The 16800-nt window shown below is 64.9% G+C and carries 16 protein-coding genes; 12 read left to right on the forward strand and 4 right to left on the reverse strand.

What is annotated here, in order from left to right; all coding sequences use genetic code 11:
• The first annotated feature begins 1 nt into the window (after position 1).
• Both BM190_RS23460 and BM190_RS23465 read left to right on the forward strand, forming a co-directional pair.
• Positions 2-913, forward strand: coding sequence for an NAD(P)-dependent oxidoreductase (locus BM190_RS23460; RefSeq protein ID WP_092259509.1), 912 nt, complete (start codon positions 2-4; stop codon positions 911-913).
• A gap of 148 nt (positions 914-1061) precedes the next feature.
• Positions 1062-2135 (forward strand): malate/lactate/ureidoglycolate dehydrogenase, encoded by a 1074-nt coding sequence (locus tag BM190_RS23465; RefSeq protein WP_092259512.1) that lies wholly within the window; start codon positions 1062-1064, stop codon positions 2133-2135.
• Between the two features lie 186 nt (positions 2136-2321).
• Here BM190_RS23465 and BM190_RS23470 read toward each other — a convergent pair whose 3' ends face one another.
• Positions 2322-3395, reverse strand: coding sequence for a tartrate dehydrogenase (locus BM190_RS23470; protein WP_092259516.1), 1074 nt, complete (start codon positions 3393-3395; stop codon positions 2322-2324).
• Positions 3396-3549: 154 nt separating this feature from the next.
• Between BM190_RS23470 and BM190_RS23475 the strand changes: the two genes are divergently transcribed.
• A complete protein-coding gene (locus tag BM190_RS23475; RefSeq protein ID WP_038972756.1) occupies positions 3550-4326 on the forward strand; it encodes an SDR family oxidoreductase in 777 nt (258 codons plus the stop codon).
• A gap of 122 nt (positions 4327-4448) precedes the next feature.
• Positions 4449-5867 carry an amidase gene (locus BM190_RS23480; protein WP_092259519.1) on the forward strand — a complete coding sequence of 473 codons (1419 nt, stop codon included), beginning with the start codon at positions 4449-4451 and terminating at the stop codon, positions 5865-5867.
• Positions 5868-6050: 183 nt separating this feature from the next.
• Here BM190_RS23480 and BM190_RS23485 read toward each other — a convergent pair whose 3' ends face one another.
• Complete coding sequence (locus tag BM190_RS23485; RefSeq protein WP_092259522.1) at positions 6051-7157, reverse strand: amino acid ABC transporter permease; 1107 nt, start codon at positions 7155-7157, stop codon at positions 6051-6053.
• 2 nt (positions 7158-7159) lie between these two features.
• Positions 7160-8347: an amino acid ABC transporter permease gene (locus BM190_RS23490; protein WP_092259957.1), complete on the reverse strand. Its 1188-nt coding sequence runs from the start codon at positions 8345-8347 to the stop codon at positions 7160-7162.
• 88 nt (positions 8348-8435) lie between these two features.
• Here BM190_RS23490 and BM190_RS23495 point away from each other — a divergent pair, with 88 nt between their 5' ends.
• The 4 genes from BM190_RS23495 (at position 8436) to BM190_RS23510 (ending at position 12484) form a co-directional block, all read left to right on the forward strand.
• Complete coding sequence (locus tag BM190_RS23495; protein WP_092259525.1) at positions 8436-9308, forward strand: MurR/RpiR family transcriptional regulator; 873 nt, start codon at positions 8436-8438, stop codon at positions 9306-9308.
• Positions 9309-9311: 3 nt separating this feature from the next.
• Positions 9312-10661, forward strand: coding sequence for an aspartate aminotransferase family protein (locus BM190_RS23500; protein WP_092259528.1), 1350 nt, complete (start codon positions 9312-9314; stop codon positions 10659-10661).
• 10 nt (positions 10662-10671) lie between these two features.
• Complete coding sequence (locus BM190_RS23505) at positions 10672-11685, forward strand: amino acid ABC transporter substrate-binding protein (RefSeq protein WP_018315604.1); 1014 nt, start codon at positions 10672-10674, stop codon at positions 11683-11685.
• A gap of 148 nt (positions 11686-11833) precedes the next feature.
• Positions 11834-12484 (forward strand): aspartate/glutamate racemase family protein, encoded by a 651-nt coding sequence (locus tag BM190_RS23510; protein WP_092259532.1) that lies wholly within the window; start codon positions 11834-11836, stop codon positions 12482-12484.
• Here BM190_RS23510 and BM190_RS23515 read toward each other — a convergent pair.
• Positions 12481-13128, reverse strand: a complete 648-nt coding sequence (locus BM190_RS23515) for a TetR/AcrR family transcriptional regulator (protein WP_092259535.1) — start codon at positions 13126-13128, stop codon at positions 12481-12483. The genes BM190_RS23510 and BM190_RS23515 overlap by 4 nt on opposite strands.
• A 155-nt stretch (positions 13129-13283) precedes the next feature.
• On the opposite strand from BM190_RS23515, the gene BM190_RS23520 reads away from it, so the two are divergent.
• Genes BM190_RS23520 through BM190_RS23535 form a run of 4 tightly spaced genes read left to right on the forward strand, consistent with a single transcriptional unit; the run spans position 13284 to position 16780 of the window.
• Positions 13284-13493: a ferredoxin gene (locus tag BM190_RS23520; protein ID WP_007607931.1), complete on the forward strand. Its 210-nt coding sequence runs from the start codon at positions 13284-13286 to the stop codon at positions 13491-13493.
• Positions 13494-13545: 52 nt separating this feature from the next.
• Positions 13546-14766, forward strand: a complete 1221-nt coding sequence (locus BM190_RS23525) for a cytochrome P450 (RefSeq protein ID WP_018315601.1) — start codon at positions 13546-13548, stop codon at positions 14764-14766.
• 28 nt (positions 14767-14794) lie between these two features.
• Positions 14795-16117, forward strand: coding sequence for an MFS transporter (locus tag BM190_RS23530; RefSeq protein ID WP_092259538.1), 1323 nt, complete (start codon positions 14795-14797; stop codon positions 16115-16117).
• 3 nt (positions 16118-16120) lie between these two features.
• Positions 16121-16780, forward strand: a complete 660-nt coding sequence (locus BM190_RS23535; RefSeq protein ID WP_018315599.1) for a sulfite oxidase-like oxidoreductase — start codon at positions 16121-16123, stop codon at positions 16778-16780.
• Positions 16781-16800: the final 20 nt, after the last annotated feature.

Here is a 16800-nt window from a genome sequence, read left to right on the forward strand (position 1 = left end):
CATGCGCGGAGTTTTCATCGACGCCAATGAAGCGCTTGCCGTGATCATGGAACGGCTGGAGAAGCCCGGGGATCCCAAGGTGCGGATCCACAGGGATCCAGATATCAAGCCCGAGCAATACCCTGAAATCCTCGACGGCGCCGAGATCGCCATCGTCGATCACACCGCACTGCCGACCGAGGTGGCGAAGAAATGTGCGGGGCTGAAGCACGTCGTGTTCCTCGGCACCGGCGCGCGCAGCTACATGAATCCGGAGGAGCTGGCAGAACTCGGCATCTCCGTGCACCTGATCAAGGGCTATGGCGACACCGCGGTCGCTGAATCCGCAATCGCGCTGATGTGGGCCTCGGCCCGCGTCATCGCGATGATGGATCGCGAGATGCGCGGCGGCAACTGGCTGCGCGAAGACGGTATGCAGCTCACCGGCAAGACGCTCGGCCTAATCGGCTTCGGCGGCATCGCCGCCGAGGTCGCGCGCATTGCGTCCGGCAGCGGCATGAAGGTGATCGCCTGGAATCGCTCTCCGAAGAGCCATCCGGGCGTGGAATTCACCGATCTCGACAGCCTGCTGGCAAGGAGCGACGTCGTGTCGCTGCACCTGCTGCTCAACGACGAGACGCGCGGCATGATCACGCGCGAGAAGATCGCAAAGATGAAGCCGGGCGTCATCTTCGTGAACACCGCCCGCGCCGCGATCGTCGACGAGCAGGCGATGATCGACGCGCTGAAATCGGGCCACATGCGCCATGCCGGCCTCGACGTCTTCAACACCGAGCCTCTGCCCGGCGATCATCCGCTGACAAAAATTCCGAACGTGACGCTGTCGGCGCATTCCGCCTTCCGCACGCCGGAGGCGAGCGAGAACCTAATTGAAGCCGCATTGGTTCATTGCCGCCGCATCGTGAATTCGTAAGATGGGTTAGCCTTGCAGGTGCGTGAAGCGCATCTGCGAGGCGTAACCCACCTCTTTAGTTTCCGCGGAGACAGAAGTGGTGGGTTACGCCTTCGGCTAACCCACCCTACGCTCCCCGCCAAATTGTGAAAGGATAAGAGCAATAACAATGGCCGACTATCGCACCATCAAGGCAGAGCCGCTCACCAACGCCATTCGTGCCATCGTCAAGGCCGGCGGGTCTTCGGACCGCGAAGCCGAGCTCGTGGCCACCAATCTGGTCGAGGCCAACCTCAAGGGCCATGACTCCCACGGCGTCGGCATGATCCCGCGCTATGTCCAGAGCGTCACCAATGGTGGCCTCGCCGTGAACGCGCACGTCAAGATCGTGCTAGACACGGGGCCGCTCCTCACCCTCGACGGCCTCACCGGCTACGGCCAGGTGATCGGTCATGAAGCCATGGAGCTGGCAGCCGAACGCGCCAAGCGAAACGGCGTGTGCCTCGTCGGCCTCTCCAATTCGCATCACATCGGTCGCATCGGCCACTGGGCTGAGCAGTGCATCGACCACGGATTGGTCTCGATCCACTTCGTCAACGTCATTTCCCGCCCGATCGTGGCGCCCTGGGGCGGCAGCGATGCGCGCCACGGCACCAACCCGTTCTGCGTCGGCATCCCGCGCGCCGGCAAGGACCCGATCGTGCTCGACTTCGCCACCAGCCGGATCGCGCAGGGCAAAACCCGCGTCGCCCACAACAAGGGCGTCGCGCTGGAGCCAGGCACCATCATCGACAATGAAGGCAAGCCCACCACCAACCCGCGCTACACCGTGATCCCGCCGCATGGCGCGATCCTGCCGTTCGGCGAGCACAAGGGCTCGGGGCTCGCGCTCGTGTGCGAAATCCTCGGCGGCGCGCTCTCCGGCGGGCAGGTGGTCAAGGGCCCCTCCGACGGCAAGTACAACGTCCTCAACGGCATGCTCTCGATCGTCATCGATCCCGGCAAGCTCGGCACCGGCGAAAACCTCGCGCGCGAAGTCGAGAGTTTTGTTGCCTGGCAAACCGGCTCGCCGCCTGCCCCCGGCGTCGACAAGGTCAGAATCGCCGGCGAGCCCGAGCGCGAGACCAAGGAGAAGCGCCTTGCCGAAGGCATTCCGGTCGATCCGACCACCTGGCAGGAGATCATCGAGGCCGGGAAGAAGTTCGGGCTGGATCAGGCCGCGATCGAGAACATCGCTGGCTGAAAGGCGCGGGGCACGCCTCTCTTCCCTTCTCCCCTTGTTGTGGGAGAAGGTGGCGCGAAGCGCCGGATGAGGGGTTCGTGCCGCGAAAAATTTTTGAGAGGTTTAACTCCGCGGAGAGATACCCCTCACCCGTCTCGCCGCTACGCGGCGAGCCACCCTCTCCCACAAGGGAGAGGGTAGAGAGCCTCAATCCACCATATCCGCGACAGCCTTGCCGCAGGCCGTGGTGTCGGCGTTGCCGCCGAGGTCCTTGGTGCGGAGCGTGCGTTCGGCCAGCGTGCGCTCGATCGCCTCGACGATCGATTGGCCGGCTTCCTTCTCGCCGAGATGCTCGAGCATCATGGCGCCCGACCAGATCGCGCCGATCGGGTTGGCGACGCCTTGGCCGGCGATATCAGGCGCCGAGCCGTGCACCGGCTCGAACACCGAGGGGAAATCGCCCTCGGGGTTGATATTGCCTGACGGCGCGATGCCGATCGTCCCGGTGCAGGCCGGGCCGAGGTCGGAGAGGATGTCGCCGAACAAATTGGAGCCGACCACGACGTCGAACCAATCCGGATGCAGCACGAAGTTCGCGGTGAGAATGTCGATGTGGTACTTGTCCCACTTCACGCCCGGAAACTTCTTCGCCATCGCCTCCACGCGCTCGTCCCAATAGGGCATGGTGATGGAGATGCCGTTGGACTTGGTCGCCGAGGTCAAATGCTTCTTCGGCCGCGACTGCGCGAGCTCGAAGGCGAACTTCAGGATGCGGTCGACGCCGGTGCGGGTCATCACCGTCTGCTGGGTGACGAACTCGCGGTCGGTGTCGGGGAACATGCGGCCACCAACGGAGGAATATTCACCTTCGGTGTTCTCGCGCACCACCCAGAAATCGATGTCGCCGGGCTTGCGGCCCGCCAGCGGCGACGGCACGCCGGGCATCAGCCGCACCGGGCGCAAATTCACATACTGGTCGAACTCCCTGCGGAACTTGATCAGCGAGCCCCACAGCGAGACGTGGTCCGGAATCTTGGCCGGCCAGCCGACCGCACCGAAATAGATCGCATCGTGCTTGCCGATCTTCTCCTTCCAGTCATCGGGCATCATCTGGCCGTGCTTCTCGTAATAGTCCCAGGACGAGAAGTCGAAATGGTCGAAATGCAGGGAGACCCCATGCTTCTTCGCCGCGGCCTCCACGACGCGCAGGCCCTCGGGCATCACTTCCTTGCCGATGCCGTCGCCGGGAATGACCGCGATCCGGTATTGTTTCTTGCTCATCGAGAACGTCCTTGGTTGGTCCGGCAGTCGCCGCCTTTTGACCGCATTGCAATGGACCAAACGCAGCGGCAGTGCAACGCTGCACTGCAATGTTGACCATGGCGCGGCCAAGCGCCTACTGATTTCATCCTGTTCCTATCCTGCGAGTACCCTCATGGATCTGCATCTGCGCGGCAAGCGCGTCCTGATCACCGGCGCGTCCAAGGGCATTGGCGCCGCCGCCGCCGAAGCGTTTGCCGAGGAAGGCGCGCACCTCCTGCTCGCCGCCCGCAACGGCGACCAGCTCAAGGCGCTGGCCGAGCGCCTGCGTTCCGCCCACCAGATCGATGCCGCAACGAGCATCGTCGATCTTCGCAAGGCCGAGGATCTGGCGCGGCTTGCGAAGGAAGCCGCCGACATCGACGTGCTCGTGAACAATGCGGGCGACATCCCCGGCGGCTCGATCGACAAGATCGACGAAGCGACCTGGCGTCACGCCTGGGAATTGAAAGTGTTCGGCTATATCAACCTGACGCGGCAGATCTACGCGCAGATGAAGGCGAAGGGTGGCGGCGTCATCGTCAACGATATCGGCGCAGCCGGCGAAAAGTTCGACGCCAATTACATCTGCGGCAGCGCCGGCAATGCCGCGTTGATGGCCTTCACCCGCGCGCTCGGCGGAAAAAGTCTCGCCGACAACATCCGCGTGGTCGGCATCAATCCCGGCCCCGTCGGCACCGATCGCCACGTCACCCTGCTCAAGACGCGGGCCAAGCACCAGTTCGGCGACGAGAACCGCTACAAGGAATTCCAGAAGAGCCTGCCGCTCGGCCGTCCCGCGCATGCGCGCGAGATCGGCGATCTCATGGCGTTCCTGGCGTCGGACCGCGCCGGCTATACGTCGGGCGTGATCTACACGGTGGACGGCGGCATCAGCGCTGGCTGGGGCTAACTCTATCCGCATCATTGCGAGCGAAGCGAAGCAATCCAGATTGTTGCCGCGGACGGACTCTGGATTGCATCGTCGCTTCGCTCCTCGCAATGACGAACAGAATAAGCACAGGAGTAAAGTAATTGTCTCAAGACCTGATCCGTGAAACCGCCTGCGCCGTCGTCGACAAGCTGCGGTCCGGCGATGTCTCGCCGCTCGAGCTGCTCGATGTCGTGGAGAAGCGCATCAGTGAGGTCGACGGCAAGGTGAACGCGCTGCCGATCCTGTGTTTCGAGCGCGCGCGGGACAGCGCCAAGGCCCTGATGCGGAAACCCGCCGGCGCGCGGGGGCTGCTCGCGGGCCTGCCGGTGCCGATCAAGGACCTGACCGACGTTGCGGGCGTGTTGAACACGCAGGGCTCGCCGATCTTCAAGGACAATATCCCCGCCAAGTCCGACCTCATGGTCGAGAACCTCGAGGCCAACGGCGCGGTGGTCTACGCCAAATCCAACACGCCGGAATTCGGCGCCGGCGCCAACACTTTCAATGAAGTGTTCGGCGCAACCCTCAATCCCTGGGATACTTCAAAATCCGCGGCGGGCTCTTCCGGCGGCGCGGCCGTGGCGCTGGCCACCGGCATGGCCTGGCTGGCGCAAGGCTCCGACATGGGCGGCAGCTTGCGCAGCCCCGCGGCTTTCTGCGGCGTCGTCGGCATGCGCCCGAGCATCGGCCGCGTCGCACATACTCCCAAATCCGGCATCGATCGCAATCTCGGCGTGGTCGGCCCGATGGCGCGCAGCGTCGAGGATCTCGCGCTGCTGCTGGATGCGATGAGCGGCGATTACGCGGACGATCCGCTGTCACTGCCGGCGCCCACGACCTCGTTCCTGTCGGCGGCTCAGTCCGGCAAGAAGCCGAAGCGCATCGCCTATTCGCCCGATCTCGGCATCACGCCTGTCGATCCCGAGGTGAAGGCGATCACGCGCAAGGCGGCGGAACGCTTTGCCGAGGCTGGCGCCATCGTCGAGGAGGCGCATCCGGACTGGCGCGAGGCGCATGAATGCTTCCACGTTCTGCGCGCCTTCGATTTCGCGATCACCAAAGCCAATCTGCTGCGCACCAAGCGCGACCTGCTCAAGCCCGAGGTGATCTGGAACATCGAGGAAGGCCTCAAGCTGACGGTCGAGCAGCTCGAACGCGCCGAGGCCCAGCGCGTCGGCATGACGGCGCGGGCGGTCGAGTTCTTCAAGACCTATAATTTGCTGCTGACGCCGACCACGATCGTGCCGCCCTTCCCGATCGAACACCGCTATGTCGCCGAATGCGCCGGCAAAAGGTTCGACAATTACGTCGAGTGGCTCGGCATCGTCTACGCCATCACGCTCGCCTGCTGCCCCTCGCTGTCGCTGCCATGCGGCTTCACGGCGTCGGGCCTGCCGGTCGGGGTGCAGGTGGTCGGTGCACCAAGGGGCGATGCGCAGGTGCTCGCGGGCGCGAAGGTGCTGGAGGATATTTTGGGTCTGCGCGGCACCACGCCAATCGATCCGAAGGTGAGGAAGTAATTCCACTCTACACCGCGCGCTCCGTAGCACCCTCTCCCTTGTGGGAGAGGGTGGCTCGCCGCATAGCGGCGAGACCGGTGAGGGGTATCTCTCCACAAGGGACTCCCTCGCCGTCTGAATTCGACGATAGAACCCCTCATCCGGCGCTTCGCGCCACCTTCTCCCACAAGGGGAGAAGGAAGATCACCTCCCGCCCGTCGCTTCCAGGCTACGGCTGTACCGCGACATGGCGAAGCAGAACACAAAGTAGATCGCAGCGACGAAGATATAGACCTCGACCGAAAACTGTTGCCACGCAGGATCGATGATCGCCGTCTTCGCCGTCGTGAGCAGATCGAAAATGCCGATGATGAGGACGAGGCTGGTGTCCTTGAAGAAAGCGATGAAGGTGTTGACTAGCGGCGGGATGACATGGCGGATCGCCTGCGGCAGGACGATCAGCCGGTTCTTGCGCCAGTAGGACAGCCCGAGCGCATCGGCAGCCTCGTATTGCCCGCGCGGCACGGCCTGAAGGCCGCCGCGGATGACTTCGGCGAGATAGGCGCCCGCGAACAGGATGATCGCGATTTGCGCGCGGAGCAGCTTGTCGATGTTGAATCCGCTGGGCATGAACAGCGGAAACATCACGCTCGCCATGAACAATAGGCTCACCAGCGGCACGCCACGGATCAGCTCGACATAGAGCACGCTGAGCGAGCGGATCGCCGGCAGCTTCGAACGCCGGCCGAGCGCGACGAGAATGCCGAGCGGGAAGCCGAAGGCCAATCCAAACGTCGCCAGTATCAGCGTCACCGGCAGACCACCCCAGCGATCCTGCGAGACGAAGGAAAGGCCGAGCACGCCGCCCCACATCAGCACGCTGATAAGCGCGAGCGCGCCGATCCAGAGATAGATGAGTTCGCGCCGCCACAAAACGCGACGGGTCGAGAGAAAGTACAGTGCGATGAACAGTACGACCGACAGCGCCGGCCGCCACTGCTCGTCGAACGGATAGGTGCCGAACAGGATGAAGCGGTACTTTTCGGGAATGATCGCCCAGCAGGCGCCGAGGCCGCGCACCGCGCGGCAGCCGCTGGAATCGTTTGCCGGGGTCAGCCACACGGCATTGGCGATGCCCCACTGGACGAAACTGAAGATGCCCTTGGCGAGGATCGCCAGCAGCACGACGGTGAGGATGCCGTTCGGGATCGACGAGAACAGATTGGTGCGCAGCCAGCGCAACGCCGGATTCCCCATCTGCGGGCGGCGGGCGGCGCGCGGCACTTCCGGCATGTCGGTGATCGCGGTCATGCTCAGCGCTCCACCAGCGCAATGCGCGCATTGTACCAGTTCATGAAGAAGCTGATGGAAAGGCTGATGGTCAGGAACACCGCCATGATCAGCGCGATCGCCTCGATCGCCTGCCCGGTCTGGTTCAACGTGGTGTTGGCGATCGAGACCACGTCCTGGTAGCCGATCGCGACCGCCAGCGAGGAATTCTTGGTCAAATTGAGATACTGGCTCGTCATCGGCGGCACGATGACGCGCAGCGCCTGGGGCAGGATGATCTGCCGCAGCATGAAGCTGCGGCGCAGGCCAAGCGCGTTGGCGGCATCCCACTGCCCGCGCGGCACCGACTGGATGCCGCTGCGCACGATCTCGGCAATGAAGGCCGACGTGTAGGTGACGAGCGCGATCAGCAGCGCGAAATATTCTGGGGCGAGCGTCAGCCCACCGACGAAATTGAAGCCGCGCAGCTCCGGCCATTCGATCTTCCAGGACACGCGAAGCAGTACGGACACCAGCACGGGCAAAGCGATGATGAAGCTCACCGCAAAGGGCCATACCGGCCGCGGCTTGCCGTCGCGCATCTGCTGCGCGATCAGCCATCGCCGGATGAGATAGACCACGGCAAGGCCGAACACCGCCGTGCCGAGCACCCAAAGCTGGGGCGGGCCAAGCGGAATGGCCGGCAGGATCAAGCCGCGATTGGACAGGAACACGCCCTCGACCGGCCGCCATGCCGCGCGCGCGGCCGGCAGCGCCTGCATCAGCACATACCAGAACAGGAGTTGAAGCAGCAGCGGGATGTCGCGGAGCGTTTCGACATAGACGGCGGCAAGTCGTGACAGCAGCCAGTTGGCCGACAGTCGCGAGATGCCGATCAGGGTGCCCAGGATGGTCGCGAGCACGATGCCGATCACGGCGACGCGCAAGGTGTTGCCGATGCCGACGACGAAGGCCCAGAGATACGTGTCTCTCGGATTATAGGCGAGCAAGCTGTCGGCGATGGGCATGCCGGCCTCGCGTCCGAGGAAGGCAAAACCGGTCGTGATGCGGCGCGCCGAAAGGTTGGTGACGGTGTTGGACCAGAGAAAGCCGATGACCGCGAGCGCGATCCCGACCACCAGCACCTGCCAGAACAGGCCCTGCAGCTCGCGGCGTCCCCATGCGCCGAACAGGCGGCGGCGCGGTGGCGGTCTCGGCGTGTCCGATGTCACGGCACAAAAACCCTTCTCGAGAGGCAGCGATTTCCGGCGGCGCACGTCAACTGTTGCACCAATCTATATTTCGTGCAACAAATGTTTCATGGCCGAGCCCGCGAAATCCTCGCCGCTGAGCGAACTGCGCATTGCATTGCCATCGCTGCCGATGCGGCTGCAGGAAGTCGGGCGCTTCGTCGCCGCCAACGATTATGACGCCACCACCCGTTCGATGCGCGACCTCGCGGCGGAAGCCGGCGCCGATCCCGCCGCGTTCACGCGGCTCGCCAAGGCGATCGGCTATTCGGGCTGGGACGAATTGCGCGCGGCGCTGACCGAGGCGCGGCGGCCATCGCAGACCTCGCCCTTCTCCGGCCGCGCCAGAAGCCGCCGGCCCGGCCCGAATGCCGATGTCGCGCTCGTCACCGACAAGCTCGAGGCCGAGGCCGCCGGCCTTCCGCGCATTCCCGCGCAACCGATCGCGGAGGCCGCGCGCTCCCTGCATGAGGCCAAGCGGATCTGGATTGCCGGCTATCGCAGCTGCCGCAGCGTTGCCGAGCTCCTGAACTACGAGCTTCGGCTGTTCCGCCCCGAGCAGGTGCAACTCGTCGGCGTGTCCGGCCCCGACGATCTCGACCTCGGCGCCTTCCGGCCGGGCGAAGCCGTCATCGTCATCGGCTTCCTGCCGTACACCCATGCGAGCGTCCGCGTCGCGCAAGCCGCTCATCACAGCGGCGCGACGCTGATTGCCATCGCGGACAGCCTCTCGGCACCGATGGCCGAGGGCGCCGACCACGTGCTGCTGTTCGAGGCGGCCTCCTCTCCCGGCTTCTTCCCGAGTCTCACCGGCGCGATCGCGATCGCGCAGTCGCTGGCTGCCGTGACGTTCTCGCTCGGCGGCGCCGCCGCGAAGAAGCGCCTGGAGACTACCGAGGCGCGGCTCACCGCTGCCTCCATCTACGTCTCAGAGAAAGGTTGACCCATGGCCGCTCGCACCAGCCGTGTGCTGCACCGCTCACTCCGCGAGACGCCGCCCAAGGCGATCGGCGGCGAAGGCATCTATCTCTTTGCCGAGGACGGGCGGCGCATCATCGACGCCTCCGGCGGTGCGGCAGTCTCCTGCCTCGGCCATCAGCATCCACGCGTGATCGCGGCGATGGCAAAGCAGGCCTCGACGCTGGCCTACGCGCATACCGCTTTCTTCTCCTCCGAGCCCGCCGAGGCTCTCGCCGAGACGCTGGTCGGCCATGAGCCGGGCGGTCTTGCCTACGCCTATTTCGTCAGCGGCGGGTCCGAGGCGATCGAAGCGAGCATCAAGCTCGCGCGGCAATATTTCATCGAGCGCGGCGAGCCGCAGCGGCAACATTTCATCGCGCGGCGACAGAGCTACCACGGCAACACGCTGGGCGCCCTCGCCGCCGGCGGCAACGCCTGGCGGCGCGCGCCCTATGCGCCGCTGCTCTCGGCCGCCTTCAGCCACGTGACGCCGGCCTTCAACTATCACGAGAAGCGCGACGGCGAATCCGATGCGCAGTTCGTGGCGCGGCTGGCGGCGGAGCTCGAAGCGGAATTTCAGCGGCTCGGTCCCAACACGGTCGCGGCGTTCCTCGCCGAGCCGGTCGTCGGCGCCACCGCCGGCGCGGTGACGGCACCGGACGGCTACTTCAGGGCGGTGCGTGAGATCTGCGACCGGCACGGTGCACTGCTCATCCTCGACGAGGTCATGTGCGGCATGGGCCGCACCGGCACCACGCATGCCTGGGAGCAGGAAGGCGTCGCGCCGGACATCCAGGCGATCGCAAAAGGGCTCGGCGGCGGCTACCAGCCGATTGGGGCGATGCTCGCGAGCGGCAAGATCATCGACACCATCCGCGCCGGCTCGGGCGCCTTTCAGCACGGCCACACTTATCTGGCACATCCCCTCGCCTGCGCCGCCGCACTGGCGGTGCAGGAGGTGATCCGCGAGGACGGCCTGCTCGACCGCGTCAAGGAGCGCGGCAAGCAGCTCGAACAGCGCCTGACCGAGCGCTTCGGCAATCACCGCCATGTCGGCGACATCAGGGGCCGTGGCCTGTTCTGGGCGATCGAGCTGGTCGCTGATCGCGCCAGCCGCACCTCGTTCGATCCTGCGCTCAAGCTCAATCAGAAGATCAAGGCGGAGGCCTTCGCCAATGGGCTCGGCTGCTATCCCGGCGGCGGCACCGTGGATGGCGTTCGCGGCGACCACGTGTTGCTGGCGCCGCCCTATATCGCCTCCGCAGAGGAGATCGACCTGATCGTCGACAAGCTCGGCACGGCCGTCGACAACGTGTTGCGTAGTGTCAATCACTGAGGGGAGTAGCATGATGAGGAAAGTGGTTATCGCAGCGAGCGTGCTCGCTGCATCGACAATTGTCGCATCCGCCGCGACGCTCGACACGGTGAAGAGCCGCGGCACGCTGGTGTGCGGCGTCAGCGCCGGCTTTGCCGGTTTCTCCGCGCCCGACTCGCAGGGCAATTACAAAGGTCTCGACGTCGATTATTGCCGCGCGCTCGCGGCCGGCGTGCTGGGCGATGCCAGCAAGGTGCGCTACGTCTCTCTGACCGCGCAGAACCGCTTCACCGCCCTGCAGTCGGGCGAGATCGACGTGCTCTACCGCAACTCGACGCAGACCTATCTGCGCGGCGTGACGCTGGGCTTGCGGCAAGGCCCGATCAACTTCTACGACGGCCAGGGCTTTGTCGTGAAGAAGGATCTGGGCGTCAAGGACATCAAGGACCTCAAGGGCGCCACCGTCTGCGTCGCGCAGGGCACCACGCATGAGGTGACGCTCGGCGATTACGGCCGCGCCAACGGCATCGACTGGAAGCCGCTGGTGTTCGACCGCGTCGACACCATGTACCAGACATTCTTCGGCGGCCGCTGCGATGCCATGACCCAGGACGCCTCCGCACTCGCCGGCGCCGTGACCACCGCCGCGCCGAACCCGGCCGATTACGTCGTGCTGCCGCAGACCATCAGCAAGGAGCCGCTCGGGCCCTTCACCCGCAACGGCGACGAGGTCTGGAGCGACATCATCACCTGGCTGCATTACGGCCTGATCGAGGCCGAGGAGCTCGGCGTCACACAAGGCAATGTCGAGGAGATGGCGAAGTCGCAGACGCCCGCGATCCAGCGGCTGCTCGGCGCATCCGGCGATCTCGGCTCCCGGCTTGGGCTCGACAACAAATGGCTGGTCACCGCGATCAAGGCCACCGGCAATTACGGCGAGATCTACGAGCGCAATGTCGGCAAGGCGAGCCCGCTCAAGCTCGATCGCGGCCTCAACGGCCTCTGGAGCAAGGGCGGCTTGATGTACGCGGTGCCGTTCAAGTAAACCGTGATCGTGTCCCGGACGCGCTGCGGCGTGCAACGCCGCTGCGCAGAGCCGGGACCCAGCGGCCACAATGGGCCCCGGCTCTGCAGCGCAATACTGCGCATTGCGCTGCGTCCGAGGCACGAGACCCATGGATAAGCCACTTTAGATGACGACGTCCCCTCGCATCGCCCTGATCCACGCCCTCAAGCATTCCATCGCCCCGATCGAGGCGGCGTTCGCCAAGGCTTGGCCAGAGGCGCGGCTGATGAACCTTCTCGACGACAGCCTGTCGGCGGATCTGGCCCGCGACGGCGCGCTCAACGATGCCATGACCGAGCGCTTCCTCGCGCTCGGCGACTATGCGGCGGCGACCGGAGCGAACGGGATCCTGTTCACCTGCTCGGCCTTCGGCCCCTGTATCGAGGCGGTCGCGCGCGCGCATGCGCCGATGCCGGTGCTCAAGCCCAACGAAGCCATGATCGAACGGGCGGTGACGATGGGCAAGCGGATCGGCCTGCTGTCCACCTTCCCGCCGACCCTGGCCTCGATGCCGCCGGAGTTTCCGGCCTCCGTCCAAATCGTGCCGAAGCTTGCCGAGGGCGCGCTGGCGGCGCTCGACCGCGGCGACCGCGCCACCCACGACCGGCTGATCGTCGAAGCGTCAAAGGATCTGCGCGATTGCGACGTCATCGCGCTGGCGCAGTTCAGCATCGCCGCGACGGCGCCTCTGGTGACGGAAGCCACCGGCCATCCCGTCGTGACCACGCCTGAGAGCGCGGTCGACAAGCTGATGAAGCTGCTGAAAGCGAAGGCTTAGGTACCTGTCGCTTTTCGACGCCGCGCGCCCTTGATGGCAGCGGCGAGCGCGGCCTTCGTTTCGCTGACGAAATCCTCGACCAGCTCCTCGCGCGTGGCGTGCGCGGCCTCGCCGGTGAACAGGCCCTGCTCGGCCAGCATCACCACGCCGTGCAACGCCGCCCAGATCTTGAGCGCCTGACGTTCGCGCAAATAGCCGACGGCGGGCGCTTCCAGGGCTTCGATCACGAGCGAGAAGGTCTCGCGCGTGGCCTCGTGCAGCTCGCTGCCCTTGTCGGCGCATGCCACGGTGCGGGACGCGAACATCAAGCGGTAGATGCCGTTGCGCCGCAGGCCGAACTCGAGCGTCGCCTGCGCCAGCCGCGACAGCTTTGATTGCTTCGACGTCCCAGCCATGGCCTCTCGCAAGATCGCGCTGAGCTGCCTGAACGCCTCCGCCGTCACCGCTGCAAGCAGCGCCTCGCGGTCGGCGAAATGCCGGTACGGCGCCGGCTGCGACACGCCGAGCTGCTTTGCCAGCGCCTTGATGCTGATGGCCTCGGCACCGCCCTGCTCCGCCTCGCGCAAAGCGGCCTTGACCAAGGCATCGCGAAGATCGCCATGATGGTAGGTGTTCGCGGGCTTGCGGGCGAGTTGTGAGCGCATGGTGTGGCGAACCTATAAGTTTGCGCTTGACAGGGAAAGCCTGTCGCGAATGTAATAGCATATAACTTAAAGCCGGCGGCGAATGCCGCGGATAAAATTGACATGAGGAACGCGCCGCCATCGGGCCACGCGCGGATACGACCGAGGATGCCGCCATGACAGAGCGACTGAGGGTTCACGTCGATCCCGACAAATGCCAGGGCCACGCGCGCTGCAAGGCCCTCGCGCCGGAACTTTTCGAGCTGGACGAATACGGCAACGCCCACGAAGCCGGCGACGGCACGGTCCCGCCGGGGCTCGAGGACAAGGCGTGGCTTGCCAAATCCAACTGCCCGGAAATCGCGATCGATGTGATCGAGGAGTAGCGCGGCCGCCCCCGCGTCCTTCCAGCGAACACGAGCCAAGGGATTCCCTGCCATGTCCGACGCCAGTCCGCCTGCCGCCCATCCGCCCGTCACCGACTGGGTCCATGATTTCGACCATACCGATCCGCAATGGACGGAGGATCCTTTCCCGATCTGGGACGAGCTGCGCGCAGCGAGCCCGGTCGTGCACACCGAGCGTTTCCTCGGCTGCTACATGCCGACGACCTATGAAGCGGTGCGCGAGATCGCCAACGACACCGAGCATTTTTCCTCGCGCCGCATCATCGTGCGCGACGTCCGTCCCGAGATCGCGAGGAACGCCGCACCGCCGATCACCTCAGATCCGCCCGTGCACAAGCCGGCCAAGCAGCTGTTGCTGCCGCCCTTCACGCCGGACGCGATGAAGAAGCTGGAACCGCGGATGCGCGCGATCTGCAACGAGCTGATCGACGGCTTCATCGCCGATGGCAAGGTCGACGCCGCCGCACGCTACGCCAAATATATCCCGGTTCGGGCCATCGCCCACATGCTCGGCATCCCCGAGAGCGACAGCGATCTCTTCATTAACTGGATCCACATGATCCTCGAGCTCGGCATCAAGGACGAGAGCAAGCTGCTGCAGGCCGTGCAGGAGATGAGCGCCTATTTCAGCGCGCATATCGAGGCGCGCAAGGACAAGCCGACCGACGATCTCATCTCCTACCTGATGAACGCCAAGGACAAGGAGGGCAACCCGCTCGAAGACTCGCACGTTCTTGGCTCGCTGCGCCTGCTCCTGATCGCCGGCATCGACACCACCTGGAGCGCGATCGGCTCCTCGCTCTGGCACCTCGCGAAGACGCCGGGGGACCGCGAGCGACTGATCGCCGAGCCAGGACTGATCCCGACCGCAGTTGAGGAACTGCTGCGCGCCTATTCTCCGGTAACGATGGCCCGCGAGGTGGTCAAGGAGACCACGATCTCGGGCTGCCCGGTCAAGGCGGGCAACATGGTGCTGCTGTCGTTCCCGGCCGCCAACCGCGATCCAAAGATGTTTCCGGACGCTGACAAAGTCGTGATCGACCGCCGCGAAAACCGGCACGCCGCCTTCGGCCTCGGCATTCACCGGTGTGTCGGTTCCAACCTGGCACGCATGGAGATGCAGGTTGCGCTGGAGGAATGGCTGAAACGCATTCCAGATTTCCGGCTCGATCCGGCAGGCGCGGTGACCTGGTCACAGGGCACGGTGCGCGGCCCCCGCCAGTTGCCATTCTTGCTCGGAAAGGCGATGTAGGCCTTTCCAGACAAGGGAGAGGCCGGACGTGACTGAACAAGCAATCAAGCCGGCCTCCGACCACATCGATATCGCCGACGCCAAGCGGCGGATCAAGGCGATCTTCATCGGCTCCATCGGCAATCTGGTCGAGTGGTACGATTTCTACGCCTACACCGCGTTCGCACTCTATTTCGCTCCCGCCTTCTTCCCGGGCAACGACCCCGTCGTGCAGCAATTGAACGTCGCCGTCGTCTTCGCGGCGACGTTCCTGATGCGGCCCCTGGGCGGCTGGTTCTTCGGCTATCTCGCCGACCATTTCGGACGGCGCATCTCGCTCACGCTCTCGGTGGTCTTCATGTGCTTTGGTTCGCTGATCATCGCGCTGACGCCGACCTATGCCACGATCGGGTTCGCCGCGCCGGTGATCCTGGCGCTCGCACGCGTCATCGAGGGCCTGAGCCTCGGCGGCGAATATGGCGCCAGTGCCACCTATCTCAGCGAGGTCGCCGACCCCAAGCACCGCGGCTTCTATTCGAGCTTTCAATACGTCACCCTGATCGGTGGCCAGCTCACCGCGATCATCGTGCTGCTGCTCCTGCAAAAGGTCTTCCTCACCCCACAGGAGCTGAAGGACTGGGGGTGGCGTATCCCCTTCGCGATCGGTGCAGCGCTCGCGGTCTTCGCCGCGGTGATGCGGCGCGGCCTGCACGAGACGGAGGCGTTCGAGGAAGCCAAGAAGGTGGTGAAGCCGACCGGCTCGATCACAAATTTGCTGCGTTATCCGCGCGAGCTGTTGCTGGTGGTCGGCCTCACCGCCGGCGGCACCGCGGCGTTCTACACCTTCACCACCTACATGCAGACCTTCGTCAAGCTTTCGGTCGGGCTGACCGAGGACCAGACCACTTTCGTGATCTTCGGCACGTTGGTTTTCGCGACCATCCTCCAGCCGATCTACGGCGCAATCTCCGACAAGATCGGACGCAAGCCGCTCTTGATCTTCTTCGGTGTCGCCGGCACGCTCGCGACCGTGCCGCTGTTGATGACGCTGAAGGAGACCAAGTCGCCCTTCGTCGCGTTCGTCCTGATCTGCTGTGCCTGGCTGTTCGTCGCCGGTTACACCTCGATCAACGCGGTGGTGAAGGCCGAACTGTTCCCGACCAATGTCCGCGCGCTCGGCGTCGGCCTGCCCTATGCCATCACGGTGTCGGTCTTCGGTGGCACCGCGCCGGCGATCGCGCTCTATTTCAAGAGCATCGGGCACGAGGAATGGTTCTACTTCTACCTCAGCGGCATCATCTGCCTGTCCCTGGTGATCTATGCTACCATGCGCGACACCAAGCACACTTCGGCAATGCATCGGCACGAGTAGACCATGGCTGACGAGACGCCATCCGACAGCAAGCTGACGCGCACCAAGGAGAAATGGGCGCGCGAGGGCCGCTTTCTCACGGGGAAGATCACGCGGCCGGAAGACCAACGGCTGCCGCCCGGCCAGCACCTCACCAAGGACTGGCCTGTGCTCGATCTCGGAGTCGTGCCGCCGGTGTCACGCGAGCGCTGGCGGCTCGACGTCTATGGCGCGATCGAGAGCCCCGTGTTCTGGACATTCGCCGAATTCATCGCGCAGAAGCAGGCCCGGTTCACCTCCGACATCCATTGCGTCACCACCTGGTCGCGCTACGACAATGAGTGGGAAGGGCTTGCCACGCGCGAGCTGCTCGCGGCCTGCCAGCCGCGCGAGGACGCACGCTTTGTGACGCTGCATTCCCATGACGGCTACACCACCAACCTCGCGCTGGAGGACTTTGCCGCCGAGGATGCGCTGCTCGCCCATAGCTGGTCCGGCCAGCCGCTGACGGAGGAGCATGGTGGCCCGGTACGGTTGGTCGTGCCGCATCTCTATTTCTGGAAGAGCGCGAAATGGCTCCAGGCCATCGAATTCCTGACCGAGGACGCACCGGGCTTCTGGGAAGTCCGCGGCTATCATAACCGCGGCGACCCCTGGGCCGAGCAACGCTATTCCGACGATTAGAATTCAAGCAGGAACGAGGG

It is taken from the genome of Bradyrhizobium sp. Rc3b, assembly GCF_900114915.1.
Lineage (GTDB): Bacteria > Pseudomonadota > Alphaproteobacteria > Rhizobiales > Xanthobacteraceae > Bradyrhizobium.